The sequence below is a fragment of the Variovorax paradoxus genome (assembly GCF_029919115.1).
Taxonomy (GTDB): Bacteria; Pseudomonadota; Gammaproteobacteria; order Burkholderiales; family Burkholderiaceae_C; genus Variovorax; species Variovorax paradoxus_O.
On the sequence record NZ_CP123990.1, the window covers coordinates 188210 to 213445 of the forward strand.

Here is a 25236-nt window from a genome sequence, read left to right on the forward strand (position 1 = left end):
AGGTCAGGCGCGCTGCTCCGCCAGGCGGCGGGCGTTGGAGGTAGCCGCTGCGTGGATCGGCTTGAGCCCTTCGCGCGCAATGCGGACCGCCGTGCCCGAGAGCTGGCCGGCGGTGCTGACCGCGCGGGTGGTGGCCTTGACGAACGCATCGCCCCGCACCGCCGCCTGCGCGGGCGTGATGCTGCCGGCCATCGACAGAAAAGCCCCGGCGCTCAGAAACCATTGCTGCAGCACGCGGCTCGTGAGCGAGACATGGCTGCTGTGCCATTGCCTGGCCATCGCAGCGCCCGCTTCACCCGCGGCAGCGAGCTTTTCATCGCCCATGAGCTGGAACTCCGCAAGGTCCGCCGGGCTGGGCGTGAGCCCCGCCTTGGCCATGCGCTCGGTGCGCATCTGGATTACCGAGCCCGAGGACAGCAGCATCTCGTGGGTCTTCAGGGCCATGTCGGCCCACAGCATCAGCGGGCTGGCCAAACGGGCGGCAGAGGTAAGAGACGACATGGGCGAGGGCCGATCTATGAGGATGAATGAACACCACTATAGGCCCGCGAGCGCCCGGATTGCTGCACTGCAACAAAATCAACTCTGCAGGAATGTTGAACAAGTCCTACTTTGCGATATGGCAATAGCCTCGGCTTGAGGCGCGAAACGGGGCGGAAAGTAATTATTTCCGTCCTTTCCATCATTTGCTTTCAAAAACCACATCATGAAAGTACCTCCTTCCGCGTCCCTCGGGGCTGCGGTGTTCGCAGGCATTCTTGGCCTGCTGGGCACCGAAGCTCATGCGTTCGAAGACAGCGCACGCGGCTTCTACTTCGAGGGCGGCCGTGCACCGCACGGCGACAAAGGGGCCACCAATTCGGCCACGGTAGGGGTAACGTTGCCCTGGTCTCTGCGCCAGCCGGTGCATGAAGGCGCACTGACTTCCTATTGGGACCTGTTCATCAGCCAGTGGCATGCGCCGGCGCTTGGCAGCGGTTCGCGCAACTACACGCAAATTGGTGCCATCTACACCTGGCGCTACCGCTTCGGCGCCGGCAGCTCCCCGTGGTTCGCCGAAGGCGGCGTGGGCGGCACGGTGATGGACCACCTCTACAACACGCCGGACCGCACCTTCAGCACCGCATTCCAGTTCACCGAAGTGCTGGGCGTGGGACGCAGTTTTGGCGAGAACGGGAAGCACGAGCTCACGTTGCGCGTGCAGCATTTTTCGAACGCGGGCATCAAGAAGCCGAACCCGGGCGAAAACTTTGTCCGGCTGCGCTACACGTATCACTTCTAGCCGCCCGCTCGGCGCGGCCTGGCGCGCCTGCGCCGGGTGCGCAGCTCGGTGACAAAGTAGGCCACGGTGGCCACCGCCAGCGGCAAGAGGTAATACAGCCCGCGGTAGACCAGCAGCACGCCCAGCAGCTTGCCTTGCGGCACCTGGTGCGAGAGCAGGGCGATGAACACCGCTTCCAGTACGCCAAGGCCCGCCGGCACGTGCGTGACCACGCCCGCCACCGCGGCCACCAGCAGCACTGCGAGCACCTGGTGGAAAGCCACCTCGCCCTGCAGCAGCACCCAGATCACGCCGCCGATCAGCGACCAGTTCAGGCACGACATGGCCAGCTGGAGCAGCGCCATGCGCAGCGCCGGCACCTTGAAGAAAAAGCGCCGTACGCGAAACACGCGCCCGCTGGCAAACGCGCACAGCACAAGATAGGCCGCCGCCAGCAGCAGCAGCACCGCGCCAAGAATCCGCAGGCCGCCGTTGTCGATCTTCCATTCCTCGGGCAAGTCCATCGGCCAGAAGCAGAAGGCCGCGCCCGCCACCACCAGGTAGCCGAGCCAGTTGGTGAGCATGCTGAAGCCGAGCACGCGGGTGATGGTCTCGTTCGAAAGCCCCAGGCGCGAATACAGCCGATACCGGAACGCCACGCCACCCACCAGCGAGCCGAGGTTCAGGTTGAAGGCATAGCTGATGAAGGTCACCCCCATCACGCTTGCCGCGCGCAGCTTGTGGCGGGTGAGGTACCGGCCCAGCAGGTCGTAGGTGCTGTAGGTTGCAAAGCTGCCGGCGGCAAGCGCGCCCGCCAGCAGCAGCGTGGAGGCGGGCAGCGAGCGCATCGCGTCGAACACCTCCTGCCAATCGATGGCGCGCGCCTGGTTCACGAGCAGCCATGCAATAAGGCCGAAGAAGCCCCACAGCGCGATGCGGCGCATCCAAGGCCACCAGGGGCGGTGCGCAATGCTCATGGTGCTCATCATGGAAAAGCCGCCGTGCGGTTTGCAGCCGTAGTCGCCCTGTGAGCGGCTTGCCGGTTCATGCGGCTTCCGTGGTCTGGGTGGCGCCGTTCTCGCCGGCTTTTTCTCGCTGCTCGCGCTTTTCGGCAAGGTCGGTGGCTTCGGCCAGCGTCAGCCGCGGCACCTGGCGCGGCAACCAGCCCAGCCATGACGGATACCAGCGCAGGAAGTGAAAGATGAAGAAGCTGCGCACCAGCCGCCAGCCGCTCCATTCGCTGGCCAGGTCGTCCTCGCCAATCACCTTGCAGCTCTCGCGCATCAACGTGTCCATGCGCTGCCACAGCAGCTGGTTGAACGCCTTGTCGCGCGCGATCACGTTGGCTTCGAGGTTGAGCGAAAGGCTCAGCGGATCGAGGTTGCTCGAGCCCACCGTGGTCCAGTCGTCGTCGATCAGCGCAATCTTCGCGTGCAGCGGACGGTCGCAGTATTCGAAGATGCGCACGCCCGAATGCAGCAGGTGGTGATAGAGCATGCTCGCAGCCGTCTTGACGATCGGCATGTCGGGCTCGCCCTGCAGGATCAGCCGTACGTCCACGCCGCGGCGCGCGGCGCGCCGCAGCTCCTTGATGAGCCGGTAGCCCGGAAAGAAATACGCATTGGCAATCACGATGCGCCGTCGCGCGGCGCGAATCGCGGCCAGGTACTGGCGCTCGATGTCGTTGGTATGGCGGCGGTTGTCGCGCGTGACGAACATCGCCTCGACTTGGCCCACGGATTCCCGCGCGACCGGCGGCGCCTGCTTGAGGCGGCGCCGGAACCAGCGCGGCCCCTTGTCCCCGAGCGCAATGGCACGCAGCACAAACTGGTGAATCTGCGCCACGATGGGCCCGCGCAGCTCGACCGAGTAGTCCTGCTTGGCCTTGGGCCCGAAGTCGAGCAGGTGGTCGGCCGAATAATTGATGCCGCCCACAAAGGCCAGCTCACCGTCGATCACCACGATCTTGCGGTGCATGCGGCGGAACACATTCAGCCGCTGGCCCAGGATGCGCTTGCCCGGATCGAACACGCGCATCTTCACGCCGGCCGAGCTCAGCTCTTCGATGTACTCCCGCGAGAGATCGGGCGAACCGAATCCGTCGACCAGCACGTCGACCTTCACGCCGCGCTGGGCCGCCGCCCGCATGGCGGCATGCAGCGCCATGCCCACCTTGTCCTCGAAGAGGATGAAGGTCTCGACGATCACCTCGCGCTTGGCTTGGCGAATGGCGTCGAACACGCGCGGAAAAAACTCCTCGCCGTTCTCGAGCAACGAGATGCTGTTGCCACCGACCCAGCGGGCTCTCTGGTCCATGTCGGCCGCCATCTTCAAAGGTCGATGTTCGCCACCAGCGGCGCATGGTCCGACAGGTGCGACCAGGGCTTGCGCGGCAGTACCACCGGCGCATGCACCCCGGCGTTGCGAACATAGATGCGGTCGAGCGACAGCAGCGGAAAGCGCGACGGAAAAGTCTTGGCAGCCGAGCCGTTCGCACTGACGAACACCTCGCGCAAGGCGGCGCCTTCTTCGAGCACCCGGTGGGCGCGGCCGCGCCAGTCGTTGAAGTCGCCCGCGACGATCAGCGGCGCATCGGCCGGCACTTCGTCGCGCACGATATGGCAAAGCAGCTCCAGCTGCTGCTGCCGGTGCGCTTCTGCCAATCCCAGGTGGGCGCAGATCGCATGCACGTCGACGGGGCGGCCGGGCAGGCGGATCACGCAGTGCAGCAGCCCGCGCTTTTCGGGGCCGGCCACCGACACGTCGTGGTTGCGGTAATGCACGATCGGAAATTTGGAAAGCACCGCGTTGCCGTGATGCCCCCGCGGGTACACGGCATTGCGCCCGTAGGCGAACTGGGGCCACATGGTGTCGGCCAGAAATTCGTAGTGCGGCGCCTCGGGCCAGTTGTTCACCTTGCGCGAATGGCGCGAATGGGTGCCCAGCACTTCCTGCAGGAACACCACGTCGGCGCCCACGGTGCGCACCGCATCCCGCAGTTCCGGAAGAATGAACTTGCGGTTGAGTGCAGTGAAGCCCTTGTGGGTGTTCACGGTCATCACCTTGATCGAGGTCGGCGAAGCGGCGGCGAGTGGAATCGGTGAGGAAGACATCGGTCTTGCCGTTGTACGTTGCCGCGCCGTCCGCGCCTGTAGGAACGCGCCACCTTATTCACAGGCTTTGCCGCCGGCCTTCGCGGCAGGGGCGCGAGTTCCTACAGGCAGGCCTGCCTCACCCCGACACCTGCGCCATTGCGGGCCTCCTACGGTGATTTCAGGACCCAGAAAAAGGTCCAGGTCCATAGGTCCGTCTTTCCACTTCGTTCATCCGTCGAGACAAGCAAAGGAACACACCATGAAGCACGCAATCTTTCGCGCCACGGCGCTGGCCGGCCTGATGGCCATGGCCGGCACCGCGATGGCGCAGGCCACCTCGATACCCGCCCAGCCCGACCCGGCCGTGGGCGGCCAGGCCAGCACGCAGACGCCCTCCGGCGTGCCCAACCCGCCGCAGCGGCCCGATGCGAGCATGCCCAATTCGCGCGAGGCCGTGAAGGCCGAGGCCCGCGCCCACAACCGCAACAACGCCAACAACCCGGTGCCCAAGGGTGAAGCCAGCACCACGGTCAACGCGCAGCCCAATGCCATGCCGCGGCCCACGGGCGAAATGTCGCGTGCCGAGGTGAGCCAGCAAGCCCGCAAGACCAAGCCCCAGTTCGGCCAGAAGGGCGAACGGCCGGACGTGCCGACGAACCCGACTGAAAAGACGGGTACACCGCAATAAAGCACTGCGTGTACGAAAAAAGCCCGCCGATGCGCATGCATGGCGGGCTTTTTGATGCATGCGCCTTTTCAGGCGCTGCGTTCAGTCACTCGTGCTCAGCTCTTGGCGGGCGCTGCCGAGTGGTCGGGGCCATGGCCGCCGCGGTGGCCACGATGGCCGTGCATGCCGGCATGCACCGTTTCCGCGTCGAAGGTCTTCTGTTGCTCGGGCGTCAGCGTGGCGTAGAAGGTCTTGGTGGCTTCGGCGCGCTTCGCGAACCTTGCGCTGCGCTCGGCCTGGCGGGCCTGCATGCGTTCCAGGCGCTCCGGCGTGGTGAGCTTGGCAAATTCCGCGCGGTCCATGCGCTGCGGGCGGGCACCGGCCGGCGGCTGGGTGGCCGACGTGAAGCTGGTCCATGCGCCTTCCTGGGCGGAGGTCAGCTTGAGCTTTTCCTTCAGCGCAGCCAGGCGCTTGGCGCGATGCTCTTGCATGCGTTCCATGCGCTGGGCCGGATCCATGCGCTTGTGCTGCGCCTTGGGCGCGGCAGCGTCTGCTTGCGCAACGGCCGCAGGGGGCGTGGAAGACGTGGCGGGCGCAGCCGGAGCCTGCGCAAAGGCACCCGAAGAGGCGAGGGCGGCCGAACCGAGAAGGCTGGCCCAGACAATGCGTTGGCGAAGAGAGATCATGAAAAGTGCTTCCTTTCGAAGAAGCCTGCCGCCAATGGGCAGCAGGTGAAGCGAAGTGTGGAAGACCTCTGTATCTCCCCGGTGAGCCGGAAGTGAGCGTGCGTAAAGAATCATGAACCGCGTGGGCCCTGCGCCCCCGCAGCGTGACTTATTTGGGCCTCGCGGGCTTCAATCCACGATCGGGCGACTGCAGCTTGCCCGTGCGCATCTCGCCGACCGCAAGCGCCACGGCGCGCGCCACGTTGCGCACCTCTTCCTGCACGTCCTCATCGGCGTCCAGCGTCTCGTGGCTGGTGGCATAGGGTTCGTAGTAGCCGATGTAGCGGTCGAGGCGCGCCTGCGGGCCGGCATCGATGAGGCCCATCCAGTCGAGCCAGTCCGACAGGTTCCGGCGCACGCTTTCCGCGCCTGCCACGTCGCCGTGCACCACCACGCCATAGACGCGGCCATCGAGATGCTTGGGATAGCCCCAGCCCTCGAGTTCGAGCGCCTTGGCTTCTTCGGGCTTCTTGCCGTGGGTGCTGGTGGGATCGGGGTTGCCGCCGTCGGCGCACACCAGGCGGTCGATCATGAGCTTGAGCGGGCTGGCAGCCTGGTACCAATGCGTGGGCGTGAACAGGATCACGCCGTGCGCGGCCACCCAGCGTTCGTAGATCTCGTTCATCCAGTCGCCGGTCTGGCGCATCGAGTGGTTGGGGTAGCAGCTGCAGGGCCAGTGGCACAGCGGCATGGCGGTGGAAGCGCAGCCTTTGCAAGGATGGATATGGCGCCCGTATTCGGAGGTGAGCAGGCTGAGGTCGAGCACGTCGGCCTCGATGCCGCAGCCCTCGAGCACTTCGCGCGCAAGCTGCACCAGCCGCCATGTCTTCGAAATTTCACCGGGACAGGTGCCGTCGTTGCGCGGCGATCCATTCACCAGCAGCACGCGCGACCGCGTCTGCGGGCTGCGCCACGCAGCCTGGGCTGCATCGATGCGCGCCTTGGCTTCGAGCCAGTCGACGGACAGGTCGTAGTCCGGATCGGCATAGCCCGGGCCGGCTTTGCGCGTGACGGGCGCCTTGCGGCCCTCCTGGTAGGCCTCCCACGCAACAAGCTCGATGCGCTGCAATGCCTCCTTCTCGGCCTCGAAGGCTGGGTCGAGAAACGGCTGCATGAAGCGCTCATGAAACTGCTCGCGCTTCAACGTGTCGGGAGCCTGGCCCTTGCGAACCTGGGGAGCTTTGCTGGTGGTGGTCGGGGGGGCGGGGCGGGGCGTGCTGGGGGCCATGCCGGCCAATCTAAGCCGCGCGGCAGCGCCTGTGACCTGCGGGCAGTGCCGATTTTCGGTAGGCCTGCGACTACAGGATCATCAGAACTTGCCGTTCTGGAAATCGTGCACGGCCTCTTTCACCTGCTCCTGCGTGTTCATCACGAAAGGGCCGTATTGCGCGATGGGCTCGTTCAGCGGCTTGCCGGCAATCAGCAGCACGCGCGCAGGGCTGTGGTTGGTGGCACCCGCGCGCAGCACCACGCCGTCGCTGCCGGGGTCGTTGGCAAGAATGGCCATGCGGCGCGTGGGCACCTCACTGCCCGCGATCCACACCGACTCGCGGTACACATACACCAGCGCGTTGTGGTCGTCGGGCAGCGGCTGGGCAAACTCGGCGCCCGGCGGCACGGTGATGTCGAGGTACAGCGGCTCGGTGTGTTCGCGCCGCACCGCGCCCTGGATGCCGTGGCTTTCGCCGGCAATCACGCGCACATGAACGCCCGCAGCGGTGGTGTATTCGGGAATTTCCTCGCTCTGGATGTCGCGATACCAGGGCTCGCGCATCTTGTCCTTGGCGGGCAGGTTGAGCCAGAGCTGAAATCCCTCCATCAGGCCTTCTTCCTGCTCGGGCAGTTCGCTGTGCACCAACCCGCGCCCGGCCGTCATCCATTGCACGCCGCCGTTTTGCAGCAGCCCCTCGTGGCCCGCGCTGTCCCGGTGGCGCATGCGGCCCGCAATCATGTAGGTGACGGTTTCGAAGCCCCGATGCGGATGGCTCGGAAAGCCGCCGATGTAGTCGCCCGGGTTGTCGCTGCCGAAGGCGTCGAGCATCAGGTAGGGGTCGAGCCTTTTCTGCAGCGGCTGCTGCAGCACGCGGGTGAGTTTGACGCCGTCGCCGTCGCTGGTGGAAACACCGGCCACGATGTGGTCGATGCCGCGCGGCGTGGCCACGGGATCGGTGGGGTGGTTTGCATTCGTCATACGGCCATGGTGGCACTAACGAGCCGACCGCGCCACCCGTGGGGGTGACGGTTTCAGGATAGCCGGGCTAGCGCGGCCACTGCTGCCGCTGCCAGTAGCGGTACTGCCACCGAGTGGAAAAACCGGCGCGCCGGTAGAGCGCATGGGCCGGCATGTTGTGCGCATCGACCTGCAGGAACACGCGCTCGAAGCCGCGTTCGAGCGCCGCCTGCGCCAGCCCGGCGAGCACACGCCCCGCCAGGCCCCGGCCGCGCTGCGACTGCTCGGTGCGCATGCCGTGCACGCTCGCCCATCCGTGGCTGAAGGCCATGGCGCCCGCCGCAACGGTGCGGCGCCCCTCACGCACGCTGGCATAGAGCGAACCCTTGGCGCGGGAGAGCGCCCGCACGCGGTGCACACCGTCGACCGGATCGAAGCCTTCGCCGAGGAACAGCGTGGCCCAGGCCTCGTCGGGTGCGGCGTCGACGTCGGCCAGCGCCGCGCCCGCCGCAGCCACCTGCTGCATGCGCCTTGCCGAGCCGATCTGCACGCAGGTGGGCGAATCGCCCATGTAGTGCCGCTGCTCGAGTTCGGCCCGCAGGGCGTCGAAGCAGGCGGTGTCGGCCACCCGAAACGCGGGCACGAACTGGCGGCTGTCGTAGCGGGCCTCGATGCGGTCGAGCGTGCTGTCGCTGACTGCCCCGCGGTGCAGCGGAACGGCCGACCTCGCGCGCTTCACGGTGCCGTCGTCGAACGGCAACAGCCAGCCGTCGAGTTCTTCGACGGCAAGGGGCGACACGGCCGCGACCGTGGCGCGCTCGATGGCCTCGATGTCGCCGATCTGCACAGCTCCGCCCGTTTCGCTCATGGGGCCGCCTCGGGCGCCGCGAACTTGGCGGCCGCAACACTCTTGAGCAGCGATTCGCGCTGGTTGCGGCTGATGCCGCGCACGCCTTCGGCCACCCATTTGGTGCGGTCCGGGTCGATGCGGCCATCGTGCCGCCATTGTTCGAGCACCGCATTCGGCTTGTGCAGCATGGCCGCCAGCCACACCGCCTGCGCCGGCTCCAGGTTGCGCGCCGGCCGTTTGAAATAGCGGCGCGCGGCGGCTTCGGCACCGCACAGGTTGCCGCCCCAGGGCGCGTTGTCCAGGTAGAGCTGCAGGATGCGCGCCTTCCCGAGCGTCTGCTCCATTTCGACCGCGTAGAGCAGCTCACGCAACTTGCGCTCCGCCGTGCGGTCGCTGCCGGTGACGAGCAGCTTGGCGAGCTGCTGCGTGAGCGTGCTGCCGCCGCGCTTCGTCTGGCCGTCCTTCTGGTTGTTGTCGAGCGATGCAACGATTTCGGTGAGGTCGTAGCCGGCATGGCTGAAAAACCGCTGGTCTTCGGCCGCGATGACGGAACGTGCCAGCCAGCTGTCGCTGGCCAGCTTGGACGGCGCGCCGCAACTGGTGCGTGCGCCGAGCATGGCTTCGGTGCCCAGCCCTTCGACGGTGAACTGGCTCACGACGGGAATGACGCCGAAGGTGCCTTCGGGCAGCGCAACCTGTCCGCGCAAGGCCAGCGTGCCGCCGATGCGCGCGCGCTGCAGTTCGGGCAGGTTGGGCGCCAGCACCGCGTACCAGCGCGCAATGGGCGCATCCTTGATGTCGGCGCTGAGCAGCAGGTTCTTGGGCGTGAGCCGGCCTTCCCATTGGCCGTGGATGGCGGCTGCCGCATCGGCGCCGCGGGGGGTGGCCTCGAGCGTGCCGGTCAGGGTGTTGCCATCGCGCTTGACGGTGGCAACCAGGCCTTCGACCTGGATGGGCTGCGTGCCGAGCGCCGGAACCTCTACCGTGCAGGGCGCGCAGCGCAGTTCGAGCGCGCCGGCCGCGCCCTTCCACGCGAAATGCACGAGGCCGAAACGCGTGTCGAGCGAATGCCCGTCGAGCCGCGGTGCAAGCCAGGAGGAGGTGGCCAGCCGCACTGCGGTCGGCACGCCGACGTCGAAACTCAACGGCCCGGCCTTGACCGTGCTGCGCCATTCACCGGGCGCAGGCGCAAGTGCGAACTTCACTATCAGGAAGATAGCTATCGCTGCAGTGACTACAAGGGCCAACAGCCCGTAAAGCGCAGATCTCAGGGTCTTGTTCACACAACTCTCACAAGGGTCTCGCCACCGTGACGGCTTGCCACGGACCGGTCGACTGCCCGCTGGCCGCCGCCCAGTACCAAGCTGAAGTGTCGGTGAAAGCAGTGCCTTCGGCATCGACGATGCGCTCGCAAACGCGGAACTTTTGCTGTCCGTGCAATTGCGCAACAAAACAGCGCCACAAGCGCTCTTGCGCATCGCGTTCAAGGCGCGCCTGGTCGATGCGGTAGCCGAGTGCGCGGTAACAGTCGGCCGCCGGATGAAGCATGCGCGTCGGCGTGTTCACCGCACGCATGACGATCATCTGCGTGCCGTCCGTCATGCGGCCGATGGCGCCCGGGAAGCGATCGGCAAAGCGCTGCTCGACTTCGCCGAGCGCCATGGGCCGGAGCGGAACGCCGTCCCATTCGCGCGGCCACTCCTGCGATGCCATGGCCGCCACGCGCTCCTGCGGCGCGCGCACAGCGGCGGCGGTCGACCACAGCAGGCAGAGCAACATGGCGAGCGCAAACGCCGTCTTGTGGCCGATGCGGTTGATGAAGTGGTTGGCAAACATGCGCTCAAAGAACCGTGTCGACATTACGGCCTCCCTGCGTGGTGATCATTCCGGGAATGGGTTGGTCGGCCAGCCTGCCCTCCGTGCGCTCCGGCACCATCAGCCGGGCAATGCCGCCGCACACGGCAGCCAGCACCAGCAGGCCGAGCGTGTTGTGCGCCCATGGCGCGAGCGGGTGGCCCGCGCCTTCGAACGCGATCAGCACGCTGTTGCGCAGTATGTTGCCGCCCAGCACCAGCAGGCCGACCATCGGCAGCCGGCGCAGGAAGCCGCGGTCGCTCTGCCGCGCCCAAAGCGCGACGGCGCATGCCGTGAAGTAGCCGAGCCACACCATCTGCACGCCTGAACACGGGGCATCGACGATGACCAGCCGGCCATCGACCACAAGGCTGCTGCCCTCGCGCGCCACGCTGAAGCCCGGCGCCAGCAACCATCGGCTTGCTTCGGCCGTGACCACGCGCAGCGGATAGCCTGCGTAGAACTGCAGCGACGACAAGAGCGGCAAAGCCAGCACCGCCAGCCCCGCGACCGGCACCGCGGCCACCCGCCGCGGAAGAAAGGCCAGCAGCCCGCACGCCAGCGCCAGCACGGCCATCAGCCCCACCGCAAGGGGCGGCAAGGCGGGCAGTTCGCCGATGCCGGTGCGCAACAGCGTCGCCAGCAAGGTGCCGGCGCCCGCCAGTGCCAGCCAGCCGAGCCGCGGTGCGGCACGCAGTTCGCGCCGCCGCTGCCATGCCAGAGCGGCCAATGTGGCCAATGCCAGCAAGCCCAGCGGATCGTCCGAACCGTCGCGCATGCGCCGAACCATCCAGGCCCAAGTCGGCGCGAGCGCCGCGAATTGCAGCGCAAGCCAGAAGGCGGCCGGCGCGCGGTCGATATGAATGCCCCAATCCACGACACGCGGGTGGCGGTGGGCAAGTGCGGCCAATGACATTTCTTTTTCCTTCCTTCTGCCGCACTCAGGCCGTGAAACGGCGCGGATCGTTGCGGCGCGCACGGCGGCGCAGCATGGCGAGCATCGACAGCACCACGGCAATGGCGCCAAGCGTTTCGGGTTCGGGCGTGCTCGGCACCTCGGCGCCCAGCGCAAGCTCGCTCACGCCCTGGGGCAGCGGCAGCGGCTGGTTCACGTCCACGCTGTTCTGCGGTGCGAGGTTGCGCACCACCTTGTCGACCGCGATGAAGCTGGTGTACTGCGTCAGCAAGCTGTACTTCAGGCCAAGCTCGGTAATGCGTTCCTTGAATGCGGTGCCGCCCTCGAGGGTTTCCTGGTCGCTCAGGCTCTGGATGCGGTGGCGAGCCCACAGGGTGCGCAGCGCGGCCGTGTCCTGGCGCTGCTGCGGGTCAATGCGCAGCTCCTGGCGGTACGGGCCGTTGGCGCCCTGGCCTTCGACGATCACGCGGCCGCGGGCCTTGCCTTCTGCATCGGCGCGCCACTTGCCGAACACGATCACCGGGCGTTCGCCCAGTACGTCGGGCAGCGCTTGCGGCTCCACGTCGTACACGTCCAGGCCGCCGAAAGTGACCTTCACGTTGGTGAGCACCGGCGACTCCACCATGCGGCGGAAACGCGCGGCCTGCTCCGGCGCCTGGATCGGGTCGGTGATGATGAAGGGCTCGCCCATGCCGGCACGTGCAATGCCTTCCATCAGGCTGCGGTTCACCGACGAACCGATACCGAAGGCGAACACGTTGGCCTTCGAGAGGTTCTTTCGCACCAGCTCGAAAGCCTCGCGCTCCACGGTCACGTAGCCGTCCGTCACCAGCACCACGGTGCGCGAGACGTTCTCTTCCTTCGGCTCGGCATAGACGCGCTTGAGCGCGGGTATGAGCTCGGTGCTGCCGCTGCCGCTGTAGCTCTGGATGGTCGCCAGCGCCTGCTCGATGTTGGCGCGCGTGGCGGGCACCGACTTGGGCGCAAGCATCTTGCTGCTGCCCGAGAACAGCAGCACATTGAAGGTGTCGCTCGGGCGCAGCCCGCCGATCAGGCGCTCGAGCACGGTCTTGGCGGTGTCCAGCGGAAAACCGTGCATCGAACCCGAGATGTCGACCACGAAGATGTAGTCGCGCGGCGAGATGGCGCTGGCGGCCACCGCCTTCGGAGGCTCGACCATCGCGAGGAAGAAGTTCTCGGCGCTTCCATCGGCGTTCTGCCCTTGGCCCTTGTAGAGCATCAGGCCCGATTCGATCTTTTCGCCCGCAAGACGGTAGTCGAGCACGAAGTCGCGGTTGTCGGCGGGCCGGCCATCGGCCGCAAGTGCCACGTCGGCGTGCCGGTCTTCATCGCTCTTCTTCACCTCGATGGTGTGCGACGAGGAGCGCACCTCCTTCAGGCCCATTGGCGTGTCGATGCTGGCCTTGAGCGTGAAGCGGGTGCTGGGCGCCACGCCCGCACGCAGCGTGGGCTGCGCCACCCATTGGGCCTGCGCGTTCTCCGACTGCGGGCTGTTGTAGCGCGGTCCCACCACGGTGGGAAACACGAAGGCATAGTTGCCCGACTGCGGCACCAGCAGTTCGGTGTAGCGCAGTTCGACCTTCACGTCGTCGCCCGGCAGGATGTTGGCAACGTTCATCTGGAACACGTTGGGCAGGTGCTGCTCGAGCAGCGCGGCGGTCTTGCCCTCCTTCTTGGCGGTGTCGTATTCGATCTGCGCCTGCTGCTTCTCGCGGATTTGCGCGGTGATGAGCCGGTCGGCCAGGCGCACGTTGAGGCCGCTTACCGCTGCCTTGGTCGAGCCAGGAAAAACATACTTGGCTTCGATGGCGCGCTGGCCTTCGTTGCGGTAGGTCTGCGTCACGGTCACGTCGGCAATGACGCCCGAGATCTTCACCGACACCTCGGTTCCCTTCAGCGGCAGGCGATCGACGGTGGGGTCGTCGCTCTTCACGAAGAAATACGGGCTCTCGGTCTTCAGCCGCGGGCCGGGCGCTTCTTGCGCATGCACGGGGTTGACGCTGAGCGCGACGAAGCCCGCGGCGGCCAAGCTCACGGTGGCGAGCCAGAGCCAGCGGCCGGGGCGGGTGGAGATTTGGGCGTCCATGGCGGTGTGGGGTGGTGTCCGTGCGAACTTGCACAGCCGCAACTGTCGACACCGCGCGAGAAGGAAATTGGAAGGCTGCTTGAAGTCCGGCACCCTCGATGCAGCCTTGTGTGAAGCCTGTGTGAAGTCTGCCGGCGCACGCGCTTCACACGGCCTTCGGATCGCGCGGCGAGCATCGCCGCTTCGTTATCGAAGAGGAGAAAAAAACATGTTCCAGTTGTTCAAGGCCCTGCAGAGCTCCATGCTGGTCAAGGTGGCGGGCCTGCTCTTGCTCACGCTCCTGCTGTGCATTCCATTGGCCGAAATCAATTCGATCAACCGCGAGCGCGGCCGCAGCCAGCGGGAGGCTGCCGAAGAGCTTGCCGCCACCTACGCGAGCGCACAGACCATGGTGGGCCCGGTGCTGCTGGTGCCATATGTCGAGCGCTGGATGGAGCCGCAGCGCAATGCGCAAGGCAAGGTGATCGGCCAGGAGGCGCGCAGCAAGGAAATGGCCCACGCGGTGTTTCCCGACAAGCTGCACATCGAAGGTTCGATGACGCCGCAGGAGCGCTACAGGGGCATCTTCAAGATTCCGTTCTATACGCTCAACGCCACCCTCGGCGGCGGCTTCGCGGCCTTCGACCCCAAGTCGGTGGCGCACAGCGAGGCTGATTCCCGCATCGAGTTCAAGGCGCCTTTCGTCGTCTTCTACGTGAGCGACCTGCGCGGGCTCGACGGTTCGCCTTCCATCGCGATGAACGGAGAAGGCCTGCGTTTCAGGCAGCGCGTGCCCGGCCTGGCCGACAACAGCTGGCTGGCCGATGGGGTCCACGCGCCGCTCACCGGCGCCGCGCTTGCCGCATGGGAATCGAAGGCACCGATGCCTTTCGAAATGAAGGTCGGCCTTGTCGGGCAAGACACGCTCTCGATGGTGCCGATTGCCGAAGAGACCACCGCCCACCTGAGTTCGCCATGGGCGCACCCGAGCTTCGGCGGCCGTTTTCTCGCCGCGAAGCGCGACGTGACGCCGCAGGGTTTCGATGCGCACTGGCGCGTGTCGTCGCTGGTGACCTCGGCGCGCGAGCAGGTGCGCGCCGGACTGTCGGACCGCGATGATCGCAGCGCTGCTGCCACTGCCACCGCCGCGGCGACAGCCGGCCATGCGTCGCGCAACCTCGGCCCGCTGCAGACATTCGACGTGTCGCTCGCGCAGCCCATCAACGTGTATTCGATGAGCACGCGTGCCGGCAAGTACGGCGCGCTCTTCATCGGCCTGGTGATCATGGCCGCCTTCATGTTCGAGCTGTTCCGCAGGCAGCGCATGCACCCGGTGCAATACGGGTTGGTCGGCCTCTCGATTGCGCTGTTTTTCCTGCTGCTGCTGGCGCTGTCCGAGAAGCTGGCTTTCTGGCTCGCTTATGCCAGCGCGGCCGGCGCGAGCGTGCTGCTGCTCGCTATTTATTTCAGCGCCGTTTTGCAAAGCTGGAAGCGCGGCGCGGGCTTCGGGGCCTATGTCGCGGTACTCTATGGCGCGCTCTACGGCCTGCTGGCATCGGAAAGCAATGCCCTTCTGCTCGGCGCCCTGCTGACATTTGGCATGCTCACGGTGCTGATGCTCGCCACGCGCAAGGTCGACTGGTATGCGTTGTCCGCCGGGAACCCCCGAACGCCCGAACCAGTCTCACCTGCACTGGCTCCGTCCGTGTAACTGACGCTACCGACTGTTTTCTTACTTACTGATTTCCATGGACGATTCCTCTCCTTCCACAGAACCGGCGCGCTCCGAGCGCTCGATGCGGCTGCGGCGCATGGCGCGGTGGAGCGCCATCGTGGGCGGTTCGGCCGCGCTGGTTCTGCTGGTGGCCGCCGGGGTGGCGGTGGCCGTCATCTCGCCGCGCCTTCCCGACATTTCGGAGCTTGCCGACTACCGGCCCAAGCTGCCGCTGCGCGTGTACACGGTCGAAGGTACGCTCATTGGCGAGTTTGGCGAAGAGCGCCGCACGCTCACGCCGTTTGCCAACATTCCAAAGGTGATGAAAGACGCCGTGCTGGCCGTGGAAGACGCGCGCTTCTACGACCATGGCGGCATCGACTACAAGGGCTTTGCGCGCGCGGCGGTGGCCAGCCTGAAGGGCGGCCGCAAGCAGGGCGCATCGACCATCACCATGCAGGTGGCGCGCAATGTGTACCTCAGCTCCGAGCGCACGCTGAGCCGCAAGACCTACGAGATCTTGCTGGCGCTGCGGCTCGAGCAGCAGCTCACCAAGGACCAGATCCTGGAGATCTACCTGAACCAGATCTACCTGGGCAACCGCGCCTATGGCTTTGCGGCGGCGTCGGAGGCGTATTTCGGCAAGCCGCTGCAGAACATCACCACGGCCGAGGCCGCGATGCTGGCCGGACTGCCGAAGGCACCTGGCGCCAACAACCCGGTGGCCAACCCTCGCCGCGCCCGCGCACGCCAGCTCTATGTGATCGACCGCATGCAGGAGACCGGCTTCATCACCGCCGAGCAGGCGGCTGAAGCCAAGAAGGAAGAACTGCACCTGCGCGATGCGGCCGACCCCAACCGGCTGCATGCCGAGTACGTGGCCGAGACGGTGCGCCAGATGATGTATGCCCAGTATGGCGACAGCATCTACACCAGCGGCATGAAGGTCTACACCTCGCTGGTTGCGGCCGACCAGGCGGCAGCCTACAAGTCGCTTCGCAAGGGCATCATGGACTACGAGCGGCGCCAGCCCTACCGCGGGCCCGAGCGCTTCATCGACCTGCCGAGCGACGCCAAGGAGGCCGACGAGGCGGTGGACGATGCGCTGGCCGAACATCCCGACAACGGCGACGTGATGGCGGCGGTGGTGCTGGAGGCCAGCACCAAGGAAATCAACGCGGTGCGCGCCAACGGCGAAACCGTTCAGATCACCGGCGAGGGCCTGCGCCCTGCGCAGTCGGGCCTTGCCGCAAAGGCGCCGCCGAACATCAAGATTCGCCGCGGCGCGGTGATCCGGGTGGCGAAGACGCCGAAGAACACCTGGGAGATCACCCAGCTGCCCGAGGTCGAGGGCGCCTTCATTGCCATGGACCCGCGTACCGGTGCCATCAAGTCGCTGGTGGGCGGCTTCGACTTCGGCAAGAACAAGTTCAACCATGTCACGCAGGCCTGGCGCCAGCCGGGTTCGAGCTTCAAGCCGTTCATCTATTCGGCCGCGCTCGAGAAGGGCTTTACGCCGGCCACCATCGTCAACGACGCGCCCATGTACTTCGAGCCCAGCACCCCGGGCGGCCAGCCCTGGGAACCGAAGAATTTCGATGGCGGCTTCGAGGGGCCGATGCCGCTGCGCACCGCGCTCATGAAGTCGAAGAACCTCGTGACCATTCGCCTGCTTCAGTCCATTGGTGCGCCGTATGCGCAAGACTGGATCACCAGGTTCGGCTTCGACAAGGACAAGCATCCCGCCTACCTGCCCATGGCGCTGGGTGCGGGCTCGGTCACGCCGATGCAAATGGCCACTGCCTACTCGGTGTTTGCCAACGGTGGCTACCGCGTCAATCCGTACCTGGTCACGCGCGTGACCGATCTGCGCGACAAGGTGCTGCTCGAAACCGAAACGCCGGTGCTCGACGAAACGCGCCGCGCCATTCCCGAGCGCAATGCATTCATCATGGATTCAATGCTGCAGAGCGTGGTGAAGGGCGGCACCGCCGCACGCGCCTACCAGGCACTCAAGCGCGACGACCTGTTCGGCAAGACCGGCACCACCAACGATTCGTTCGACACCTGGTTTGCGGGCTTCCAGCCCACCACGGTGGGCATTGCATGGATCGGATACGACACGCCGCGCCAACTGGGCGTGCGAGGCGAAACCGGTGGCAGCCTCAGCCTGCCGATCTGGATCGGCTACATGCAGACTGCGCTCAAGGGCGTGCCGGTGAGCAAAGTTGCCGAACCCGCGGGCGTGGTCAACATCGACGGCGAGTGGTACTTCGACGACTTCGCGCCGGGCCGCGGCGTGGCGAGCCTGGGCGTCGAAAACACAGAAGCGGCAACGCCGTCAGCCGAAGAACTCTCGGGTGTGCCGCTGGGCCCGCCGCCCCAGCCCGAGGAACGCAACCGCATTCTCGATTTCTTCCGGTAGGCGGCACCAGGCAAGCAGCTGGAGGAGGGCGGTTCCGGGTCTCTACACTCGGTGCTGCTTTTGCTCCACCTTGCCCACGCCCCCCATGGAAATTCTTACCCTGGTGACGTTGTTCGTCATCGGCGCCTACATCCTCAGGTCCCGCGACCAGCGCCAGCGCATTGCGCTGCTCGGAAGCCATCTCGGCAGATACCAGATCGAACGGCTGATGGAGACCCTCACCGAAGGCTATCTGCGCTGCCTCGGCGAAGACGACGCCGAACGGCGCCAGCAGATCTGGAGCCTGCTCGATTCCACAGAGGAAAAGCTCTCGGCCCAGTTCGACAGCTTTGCCGCCGGCTTTGCACGCGTCGATGCGGCCGATGCACGCGTGAGCAAGCTGCCGCTGGCCATTCCGTTCGCGCACAAGCTGTTTCCGGCCGTCACCTTCGATCTGCGCGAAGCGCTCGCCATTCATGCACGCGGGATTGCCGAGGTCATGCGCAACGAAGCGGGCCGCACGCCCAAGGCCAAGGCCTTCACCATGTCGGCCGAGCTCTTCCTGATGCAGCACACCTGCCACTGGTTCTGCAAGTCGAAAACCGTGGCGTCGGCGCGCATGCTGGCGCGGCACAAGACGTCTTACGAGCAGTTGCTGGGAGCAGTGACCCCGGCAACACGCCAGGCCTACGGCGCGCTCACCGGCCAGTGAACCGCAGTTGCACGCACTCTCAGTGATGTGACGACGGCAAGAGCGGCAAGGTGAGGGTGGCCACCGCGCCGCCGCGCGCCGCATTGCCAAGCTCGATGCGCCCGCGGTGCAGCGCGGCAATCTCTTTCACAAAGGCAAGCCCGAGGCCGGTGCTCTTCTTCTGGCTGTGCGGCCGCGCGAGCGAATAGAACTTCTGGAAGACTTTTTCCTGCGCGTAGTCCGGAATGCCCGGGCCATGGTCGCGCACGGTCACGCGCGCGAGCTTCGAGGTGGTTTCCAGCGTGAGCAGCACCTCGCTGCCCTGCGGTGAAAAATCGATGGCGTTGTCCAGCAGGTTGCTGATGGCGCGCCGCAGCAGGAACGGATCGCCCTCGGCGCTCGCATCGGTGCGAATGTTCACGCGTACAGCAATGCTGCGCTTGGCTGCCGCGGGCTGCGCGCTGAGGGCCACGTCCTCGATCAGCGAAGCCAGCGCCACCGGCTCGGTGCGGTCGAGTCCGCGCCGGGTCTCGAGCGCGGTGAGCTCCATCATGCGATCGACGATCTCCTGGATGCGCTGCGTTTCGCGCTCGATGTTCTTCAGGAAGCGCTCGCGCTCCGCATGCGGCATCGAAGGCTCCTGCAGCAGTTCGGCCGCACCGCGAATCGCTGACAGCGGGCTCTTCACTTCATGCGTGAAGGTCTGCACGTAGTCGGCCACGTAGTTGCGGCCGGTGAGCGCATCGCGCATTTCGCTGAAGCCGGTGCGCACCGCATCGACCGCGCGGCGCGCCATGCGCGATACGCTCAACGTGCGCTGCGCGCGCACCCACGTCCAGTAGTCCGATATCAACCCGAACGGCCGTACCAGCCACACCGAGACGATGATCGCCAGCAGCAACAGCGCCAGGCCCGAACCCACGCCCACCCACAGCGTGCGGGCGCGCGCGTCTTCCACGAACTGGCCGAAGCTCTGCACCGGCTTGCCCACGCTCACCATGCCGACGATCTCGTTGTTCCAGCGGATCGGCGCGCCCACGTACATCACCGAGGTACGCGGATCGCCATCGACGTCGCGCGACGTGCGCGCGCCATACAGCCCCGCGAGCGTGCGGCTCACGTCGCTCCACTGCGAGTAGTCGGCGCCCAGGTGCCTGCCGAGCGAATCGAACATCACGCGGCCGCTGCGGTCTGTGACGTACACGCGCAGTTCGACGCGGTTCTTGTGCAGGTTGTAGATCTGGGCGGAGAACTCGCGCGCGTAGACGGTGCGAAACAGCGGCTCGAGCCGCGCGGTGTTGATGGCGCCGGCAATCACGTCCTGCTCGACCAGGCTGGCAATGAGCTGCGAGGTTTCGACCAGCGACTCTTCCGCCGATTCGCGGTAGCGCGGATCGATGTCCGACACCACGCGGTAGAGCAAAAACGCGATGCCCGCGGTGTAGATCAGCAGGATGCCGATGAATATCCGCGTGCGGCGGCTCACGGCGTCTGGGGCAGTTCTTCGTTCAGCGCGTAGCCGGTGCCGCGCAGCGTGCGGATCGGCTCCACGTCGGGCGCCACGGCCTTGAGCTTGGCGCGCAAGGTCTTCACATGCGCATCGACCGTGCGGTCGAAACTGTCGCTCGCATCGTCCCAGACCAGCTGCAGCAGCTCGTCGCGCGTAAAAACTCGGCCCGGCCGCTGCACCAGGAGCCGCAGCAGGCCGTATTCGTAGCGCGAGAGCTCGAGCAGCCGCCCGTAGTAGCGGATTTGCATGCGCTCGTTGTCCAGCGCAAACGGCATTGCGGCAGGCTGAGAGCTCGCTGGAGCCGCCGCAGCCGGAATTTGAGGGAGACCCCCATTGTTTGCCGCTGCGGGGCCTCCTGGGGCCGCTCGTGCGCTGCGCCGCAGGATGGTGCGCACCCGCGCCACCAGTTCGCGCGGCGAGAAGGGCTTGGCGATGTAGTCGTCGGCACCGAGCTCCAGCCCGACCACGCGGTCGATTTCGTCGCTTCGCGCGGTGAGAAACAGCATGGGCACCTCGGTGCCGCCCTGCGACTGGTTCAGCGCCCGCAGGCGCTTGAACAGCTCGAATCCGTTGAGGTCGGGCAGGCCGACATCCAGTATGGCCAACGCCGGTGGCTCCTGCGCGAACTGCGCGATGGCCTCTTCGGCCGTTGCGCACCAGACCGGCGTGAAGCCATCGCTCTTCAGCACGTACTGCAGCGTGTCGGCAATGCCCGATTCGTCTTCGGCGATCAGGATCCGGGGTTTGAAACTCATCCCCGGATGTTAGCGAGAGGGCGCCGTCCGGCGCGGCTGGTTTTGCGGCGTGGCGCCAAGGACACGGCGCGGCCTTTCGCGGTCTTTTTTTCCGGCGCGGCGTTGGCTCCTTGTCTTCTTCTTATCTCTCTTATTCAAATTAGTAGTAGTAGATAAGGGTCGCACCTGTCTGTGGACATGCCGCTTTTTTCCTTGTGTGACAGTCACTTGTCATACCCCTGTCACTGTGCGCAGCCGCGCTTCCGTGCTGTCGCGCAAAAAGGAACAACATTGCCCGGCGCGTCCGCCCTGTGGATAACCACCTGCTTGTGCCAGAACTCTCCCCAGAGTTGTCCTTTGACAGGGTTCCGGAATTCTGCGAAAGACGGTTTTCGACGCGAGAAATTCATTGCCGCTTATTTAGGCAGACTGTAGATTTCCTTTTGAAATCAACAGCTTAGATTTCTCCTACAAGGAAGTGCGGGTGTTATCCACAGAGTTGCCCAAGCTTTGCGGGGACAACCGCAGCGGAACCTTCGGACGCATCGCCGAACGAACTTTGTCCTTCAACCAGCGGAATTTCTGACGTGACACCTACCGAAACCAAGGCCATCGTGACCCTCGGCCTCCTGTCCGCCTTTGTCGACGGCGAAAAGCACGAGCGCGAACGCGCGGAAATCAAGCGCATCGCAGAAGGCCTTTCGCAAGCGGACGGGGTGAACCTGCCCACGCTCTACCAGGACGTGCTGATGAAGCGGGTTTCGCTGGCTTCGGTCGCCAGTGAGCTGCAAAGCACCGAATCGAAGCAGCTGGCCTATGAAATGGCGGTGTGCGTGTGCGACGCGGACGGCACGCAATCGGAGGCGGAGCGCATGTTCCTGGCCGACGTGCGCACCTCGCTGGGTCTCGACGCCTCGGCCGCCCAGTTCTCGCGCCAGGCGGAGGAAATTGCCGCGGTGCCGGTGGCGGCCACCGGTGCCGCAGCGGCAGCTGCGCAAGTGCCCGTGGCTGCGTCCGTCACTGCATCGCCCGACAGCGCCGAGCTCGACAAATCCATTCTCAATGCGGCCATCCTCAACGGCGCGCTCGAGCTGCTGCCGGAAACGCTCTCGACCATGGCGATCATTCCGCTGCAGATGAAGCTGGTCTACCGCATCGGCAAGGCCCATGGCTACGAGCTCGACAGCGGCCACGTCAAGGATTTTCTGGCGACGGTCGGCGTGGGCCTGACTTCGCAGTACCTGGAGCAGGCCGGGCGCAAGCTGCTCGGCGGCCTGCTCGGCAAGATGGGCGGGGGCATGTTGCGCGGCCTCGGCAACCAGGCGGTGAGTTCGGGCATGAGCTTCGCCTCGACCTATGCGCTGGGGCACGTGGCCAAACGCTACTACGCCGGAGGCCGCACGCTTTCCACGCAGATGCTGAAGGACACCTTCGCGGGCGTGATGCAGGAAGGCAAGGGCCTGCAGACCCAATACCTGCCCGCCATCCAGGAGAAAGCCCGCACGCTCGACGCCGGCAAGGTGCTGTCGCTCGTCAGAGGAGCCTGAGTCTTTTACCTGGACGAGCCTATTTCGCGAGGTCGTCGAGGATGGGGCAGTCGGGGCGCGCGTCGCCATGGCAGCAATGCACCAGGTGCGCGAGCGTGCTGCGCATCGACTGCATATCGGCGATGCGCTGCTCCAGTTCGTCCAAGTGCTTTTGCGCCACGCGCTTCACGCTCGAACTGGTACGCCGTCGGTTGTGCCATAGCCCGACCAGTTCGGCAATTTCTTCCATCGAAAAACCGAGATCGCGCGAGCGCTTGATGAAGCGCAGCGTATGGATGTCGGCGTCGCCGTATTGCCGGTAGCCGCTTTCGGTGCGCGGCACCGCGGGCAGCAGGCCCAGGCCTTCGTAGTGCCGCACCATGCGTGCCGAAACGCCCGAGAGCCGCGCCGCCTCTCCGATGCTCACGGTTCCGAAACTGCTCATTGCACCCTGTATCCGGCGTTTTCGATGGCGGCGACGATGTCCTGGCGAGGCTGCGCGCTCAGCACGTCGACATGGCCCGTTTCAAGATCGACGGTGACCTGCGCTTCGGGATCGACCGTCTGCACCGCGTTTTGCACTGCGTTGACGCAGTGGCCGCAGCTCATGCCCGCGACCTGGAATTTCTGGCTCATCGTTCTTGCTCCTTTTGAAGTTGAATGAAGGAAGACGCCAGTTTGAACCCTCTCACGATGTCAATGTCCAGTGCAGGGACACTGCGCCTTGCGCTTGACCTTGCCATGATGTGAGACCTTAGCTTCGGTGCATGGAAAATCTGCAGCACTACCCTTTCAACCCCATGAGCACCCTGGATCTTTCCGTTGGCGGCATGACTTGCGCATCGTGCGTGATGCGCGTGGAGCGTGCGCTCAAGAGCGTGCCCGGCGTGCAGGACGTCAGCGTGAACCTGGCGACCGAGTCGGCGCGCGTGGTGGCGGCCGACGGCGAAGACATGGATGCCCGCTTGCGCCGCGCCGTGCGCGCCGCGGGCTACGAACCGCGCGCGGCCGGCAATACAGCTGACGAGGCCGCGGCGGTATCGCCGTGGCACGGCTTCGGTCCGGTGGGCATCGGGCTCCTGCTCTCCATGCCGTTGCTGGCACCCATGCTGGGGCAACCCTTCGGCCATGACTGGATGCTTCCGCCATGGGTGCAGCTGCTGCTGGCGGCGCCGGTGCAATTCTGGCTGGGTGCGCGTTTCTATCGTGCGGGCTGGCATGCCGCAAAGGCCGGCACCGGCAACATGGACCTGCTGGTGGCGCTTGGCACCAGCGCGGCCTTCGGGCTGTCGCTCTGGCTCTGGTGGCGCGCGGCCACGGGCGAGCACGCGGGGCATGGCGCCGTACCGCACCTCTACTTCGAGGCGTCGGCCGTGGTGATCACGCTGGTGCTGCTCGGAAAGTGGCTCGAAGCGCGCGCCAAGCGGCAGGCCACCTCGGCCATTCGCGCGCTGCAGCAATTGCGGCCCGAGGTGGCGCACCTTGTCGGCCAACGCGGCGAAACCGATGTACCGCTGGCCGAAGTGATGGTGGGCGACCGGCTCGCGGTGAGGCCTGGCGAACGCGTGCCGGCCGATGCGCGCGTGGTCGAAGGGCAGTCCGAAGTCGATGAATCGATGCTCACCGGCGAACCGCTGCCGGTGGCCAAGGGCCCCGGCGATGCGCTCACGGGCGGTGCCGTCAACGGCGATGGCCGCATGGTCGTCGAGGTGAGGGCAGTCGGTGCCGAAAGCGTGCTCGCGCGCATCATCCGCCTGGTCGAGGACGCGCAGGCTGCGAAGGCGCCAATCCAGCGGCTGGTCGACCAGGTGGCGGCCGTGTTCGTGCCTGTGGTGCTGTTGGTTGCGCTCGCCACTCTGGCCGGCTGGCTGCTGGCGGGCGCCGGTATCGAGGTTGCAATGATCCACGCCGTGGCCGTGCTGGTCATTGCCTGCCCGTGTGCGCTAGGGCTCGCAACGCCAGTTGCGGTGATGGCCGGCACAGGCGTTGCGGCGCGCCGCGGCATTCTCATCAAGGATGCACGCGCGCTGGAGGTTGCGCACCGGGTCGGCACCGTGGCCTTCGACAAAACAGGCACGCTGACGCTCGGCCGCCCGGTGCTGACGGCGCTTGTTCCCGTCGGAGATCCCGGCGACGAAGCCGGACTGCTTGCAACTGCCGCGAGCCTGCAAGGCGGCAGCGAACATCCGCTGGCGCGCGCCGTGGTTGCTGCCGCCTTGCAACGCGGGTTGCAGGTGCCGCGCCTGGGCACGATGCAGGCAATGCCCGGCCGCGGCGTTCGCGGCGACGTGAATGGCGAGCAGTGGGCCATCGCGAGCCTGCGCTGGTGCGCTGAACTGGGCGCCGTTCTCGACGCCGCGCAGGTCGAGCGCCTGCACGCGCAGGGTGCCACCGTGTCGGCGCTGTTGCGCTTCGATGAGGCAGGCGCGGCGCAGGTACAGGCCTTGCTGGCCTTTGCCGACGAGCCGAAGCCAGAGGCCGCGCAAGCCGTTCGCACATTGCGTGCGCGAGGTCTGCGCGTGGTGATGATCTCGGGCGACAACGTGCGTGCTGCCCAAGCCATGGCGGCTCGGCTGGGCATTGCGGCCGCGGACGTGCGCGCCGATGTGCTGCCTGCCGACAAGGCAGCGCAGGTCAGCGCACTGCGCGAAGAGGGCCATGTGGTTGCGATGGTGGGCGACGGCGCCAACGATGCACCCGCGCTCGCCGCAGCCGATGTCGGCATTGCAATGGCGCCTTCGGGTGGCGGCACCGACGTGGCAATGGAAGCTGCGGCCATCACGCTGATGCGCGGCGACCTGGCGCTGGTGGCCGAGGCGTTCGAGCTTTCGGCGCGCACGGTGGCCAAGATCAGGCAGAACCTGTTCTGGGCCTTTGCCTACAACGTGGCCGGCATTCCGCTCGCGGCGTTCGGGCTGCTGAGCCCCGTGGTGGCAGGTGGGGCCATGGCACTCTCGAGCGTCAGCGTCATGGCCAATGCGCTTCTGCTGCGGCGCTGGAAGCCTTGAGGCCTCAAGCCTCCAGGGCTTCGTT

Annotated in this window: 23 protein-coding genes; 7 read left to right on the forward strand and 16 right to left on the reverse strand. The window is 66.2% G+C overall.

The window, feature by feature from the left end; all coding sequences use genetic code 11:
- Window positions 1–3: 3 nt before the first annotated feature.
- Window positions 4–501 carry a polyhydroxyalkanoate granule-associated phasin gene (locus QHG62_RS00860; protein WP_281148935.1) on the reverse strand — a complete coding sequence of 166 codons (498 nt, stop codon included), beginning with the start codon at window positions 499–501 and terminating at the stop codon, window positions 4–6.
- A gap of 205 nt (window positions 502–706) precedes the next feature.
- Between QHG62_RS00860 and QHG62_RS00865 the strand changes: the two genes are divergently transcribed.
- Window positions 707–1282 carry an acyloxyacyl hydrolase gene (locus QHG62_RS00865; RefSeq protein ID WP_281148936.1) on the forward strand — a complete coding sequence of 192 codons (576 nt, stop codon included), beginning with the start codon at window positions 707–709 and terminating at the stop codon, window positions 1280–1282.
- Here QHG62_RS00865 and QHG62_RS00870 read toward each other — a convergent pair.
- The 3 genes from QHG62_RS00870 to QHG62_RS00880 are packed head-to-tail and all read right to left on the reverse strand — an operon-like array spanning window position 1279 to window position 4374.
- Entirely contained in the window at window positions 1279–2247 is a 969-nt protein-coding gene (locus QHG62_RS00870; protein ID WP_281151460.1) for a lysylphosphatidylglycerol synthase domain-containing protein, read from the reverse strand. The two genes, QHG62_RS00865 and QHG62_RS00870, sit on opposite strands and share 4 nt — an antisense overlap.
- Window positions 2248–2305: 58 nt before the next feature.
- Entirely contained in the window at window positions 2306–3577 is a 1272-nt protein-coding gene (gene clsB / locus QHG62_RS00875) for a cardiolipin synthase ClsB (protein WP_281148937.1), read from the reverse strand.
- Between the two features lie 14 nt (window positions 3578–3591).
- On the reverse strand, window positions 3592–4374 hold the full coding sequence (locus QHG62_RS00880; protein ID WP_281148938.1) for an endonuclease/exonuclease/phosphatase family protein: 783 nt from the start codon (window positions 4372–4374) through the stop codon (window positions 3592–3594).
- Between the two features lie 241 nt (window positions 4375–4615).
- Between QHG62_RS00880 and QHG62_RS00885 the strand changes: the two genes are divergently transcribed.
- Window positions 4616–5044, forward strand: a complete 429-nt coding sequence (locus QHG62_RS00885) for a serine/threonine protein kinase (protein WP_281148939.1) — start codon at window positions 4616–4618, stop codon at window positions 5042–5044.
- A gap of 95 nt (window positions 5045–5139) precedes the next feature.
- On the opposite strand, the gene QHG62_RS00890 is transcribed toward QHG62_RS00885, so the two are convergent.
- The 8 genes from QHG62_RS00890 to QHG62_RS00925 form a co-directional block, all read right to left on the reverse strand.
- A complete protein-coding gene (locus QHG62_RS00890) occupies window positions 5140–5709 on the reverse strand; it encodes a Spy/CpxP family protein refolding chaperone (RefSeq protein ID WP_281148940.1) in 570 nt (189 codons plus the stop codon).
- 148 nt (window positions 5710–5857) lie between these two features.
- Window positions 5858–6976: a flavodoxin family protein gene (locus QHG62_RS00895; RefSeq protein WP_281148941.1), complete on the reverse strand. Its 1119-nt coding sequence runs from the start codon at window positions 6974–6976 to the stop codon at window positions 5858–5860.
- An 81-nt stretch (window positions 6977–7057) separates the two neighbouring features.
- Window positions 7058–7939 (reverse strand): pirin family protein, encoded by an 882-nt coding sequence (locus QHG62_RS00900; protein WP_281148942.1) that lies wholly within the window; start codon window positions 7937–7939, stop codon window positions 7058–7060.
- A 67-nt stretch (window positions 7940–8006) separates the two neighbouring features.
- Window positions 8007–8786 (reverse strand): GNAT family N-acetyltransferase, encoded by a 780-nt coding sequence (locus QHG62_RS00905; protein ID WP_281148943.1) that lies wholly within the window; start codon window positions 8784–8786, stop codon window positions 8007–8009.
- The gene (locus tag QHG62_RS00910; protein ID WP_281148944.1) at window positions 8783–9973 is read right to left on the reverse strand and encodes a biosynthetic peptidoglycan transglycosylase; all 1191 of its coding nucleotides are present in this window, start codon (window positions 9971–9973) and stop codon (window positions 8783–8785) included. The genes QHG62_RS00905 and QHG62_RS00910 overlap by 4 nt, the downstream gene beginning before the upstream one ends.
- Before the next feature lie 85 nt (window positions 9974–10058).
- The gene (locus QHG62_RS00915) at window positions 10059–10628 is read right to left on the reverse strand and encodes a hypothetical protein (protein WP_281148945.1); all 570 of its coding nucleotides are present in this window, start codon (window positions 10626–10628) and stop codon (window positions 10059–10061) included.
- A complete protein-coding gene (gene xrtQ, locus QHG62_RS00920; RefSeq protein WP_281148946.1) occupies window positions 10609–11538 on the reverse strand; it encodes an exosortase Q in 930 nt (309 codons plus the stop codon). Before xrtQ ends, QHG62_RS00915 begins: the two co-directional genes overlap by 20 nt.
- Before the next feature lie 25 nt (window positions 11539–11563).
- Window positions 11564–13645: a VIT and vWA domain-containing protein gene (locus QHG62_RS00925; protein WP_281148948.1), complete on the reverse strand. Its 2082-nt coding sequence runs from the start codon at window positions 13643–13645 to the stop codon at window positions 11564–11566.
- Between the two features lie 208 nt (window positions 13646–13853).
- Between QHG62_RS00925 and creD the strand changes: the two genes are divergently transcribed.
- From creD to QHG62_RS00940, 3 genes are all read left to right on the forward strand, one after another.
- Window positions 13854–15335 (forward strand): cell envelope integrity protein CreD, encoded by a 1482-nt coding sequence (creD, locus tag QHG62_RS00930; protein WP_281148949.1) that lies wholly within the window; start codon window positions 13854–13856, stop codon window positions 15333–15335.
- A gap of 37 nt (window positions 15336–15372) precedes the next feature.
- The gene (locus QHG62_RS00935) at window positions 15373–17763 is read left to right on the forward strand and encodes a penicillin-binding protein 1A (RefSeq protein ID WP_281148950.1); all 2391 of its coding nucleotides are present in this window, start codon (window positions 15373–15375) and stop codon (window positions 17761–17763) included.
- An 85-nt stretch (window positions 17764–17848) separates the two neighbouring features.
- A complete protein-coding gene (locus QHG62_RS00940; RefSeq protein ID WP_281148952.1) occupies window positions 17849–18454 on the forward strand; it encodes a hypothetical protein in 606 nt (201 codons plus the stop codon).
- Between the two features lie 19 nt (window positions 18455–18473).
- Here QHG62_RS00940 and creC read toward each other — a convergent pair whose 3' ends face one another.
- Together creC and creB are read right to left on the reverse strand one after the other, a co-directional pair.
- Window positions 18474–19919: a two-component system sensor histidine kinase CreC gene (creC, locus tag QHG62_RS00945; protein ID WP_281148953.1), complete on the reverse strand. Its 1446-nt coding sequence runs from the start codon at window positions 19917–19919 to the stop codon at window positions 18474–18476.
- Window positions 19916–20698 (reverse strand): two-component system response regulator CreB, encoded by a 783-nt coding sequence (gene creB / locus QHG62_RS00950; protein ID WP_281148954.1) that lies wholly within the window; start codon window positions 20696–20698, stop codon window positions 19916–19918. The genes creC and creB overlap by 4 nt, the downstream gene beginning before the upstream one ends.
- A gap of 566 nt (window positions 20699–21264) precedes the next feature.
- On the opposite strand from creB, the gene QHG62_RS00955 reads away from it, so the two are divergent.
- Entirely contained in the window at window positions 21265–22224 is a 960-nt protein-coding gene (locus tag QHG62_RS00955; RefSeq protein ID WP_281148955.1) for a YcjF family protein, read from the forward strand.
- Between the two features lie 19 nt (window positions 22225–22243).
- Here QHG62_RS00955 and cueR read toward each other — a convergent pair whose 3' ends face one another.
- A complete protein-coding gene (gene cueR / locus QHG62_RS00960) occupies window positions 22244–22648 on the reverse strand; it encodes a Cu(I)-responsive transcriptional regulator (RefSeq protein WP_281148956.1) in 405 nt (134 codons plus the stop codon).
- Window positions 22645–22839 carry a heavy-metal-associated domain-containing protein gene (locus QHG62_RS00965; protein WP_281148957.1) on the reverse strand — a complete coding sequence of 65 codons (195 nt, stop codon included), beginning with the start codon at window positions 22837–22839 and terminating at the stop codon, window positions 22645–22647. Before QHG62_RS00965 ends, cueR begins: the two co-directional genes overlap by 4 nt.
- 131 nt (window positions 22840–22970) lie before the next feature.
- Here QHG62_RS00965 and QHG62_RS00970 point away from each other — a divergent pair, with 131 nt between their 5' ends.
- Complete coding sequence (locus QHG62_RS00970; protein WP_281148958.1) at window positions 22971–25211, forward strand: heavy metal translocating P-type ATPase; 2241 nt, start codon at window positions 22971–22973, stop codon at window positions 25209–25211.
- Window positions 25212–25236 lie beyond the last annotated feature (25 nt).